The 474-nt window shown below is 56.3% G+C and carries 1 protein-coding gene; it reads left to right on the top strand.

Going from position 1 to position 474, the window contains the following annotated elements; genetic code table 11:
* On the top strand, positions 1–474 hold a 474-nt coding region (locus tag AB4161_RS22530; protein ID WP_372084361.1), incomplete at both ends, for a VCBS domain-containing protein.

Raw genomic sequence — 474 nt, 5'->3', positions numbered from 1 at the left:
GTGGTGTTCACCTACACCGCGAGCGACGGCACGGTCAACCAAACCAATACCTTAACCATTACCGTGACAGGCACCAACGATGCGCCTCAGTTAACCGCCGATGTGGGCGCGGTGAATGAAGACGCGACCTTAACGGTCAGTGCAGAACAAGGCGTTTTGGCCAATGACTCCGATGTCGATGGTGACTCATTGAACGTCACGGGTATTTTGAACGGTACCACGGGCACCGCGACCGCCGTGGCAGAGAGTGGCGACACGGTGATCAGCAATGATTACGGCACATTGACCATTCGTGCTGACGGTAGTTACAGCTTTGTGGCGGACGGCAGTGATTCTCAAGCGTTGGCAACAGAAGCGACCGCGGAAGTGGTGTTCACCTACACCGCGAGCGACGGCACGGTCAACCAAACCAATACCTTAACCATTACCGTGACAGGCACCAACGATGCGCCTCAGTTAACCGCCGATGTGGGC

This window comes from Vibrio sp. 10N.286.51.E5 (assembly GCF_041469125.1).
In the GTDB taxonomy this organism is placed as follows: domain Bacteria; phylum Pseudomonadota; class Gammaproteobacteria; order Enterobacterales; family Vibrionaceae; genus Vibrio; species Vibrio crassostreae_C.
This window is presented reverse-complemented; position numbering and strand designations above follow the sequence as displayed.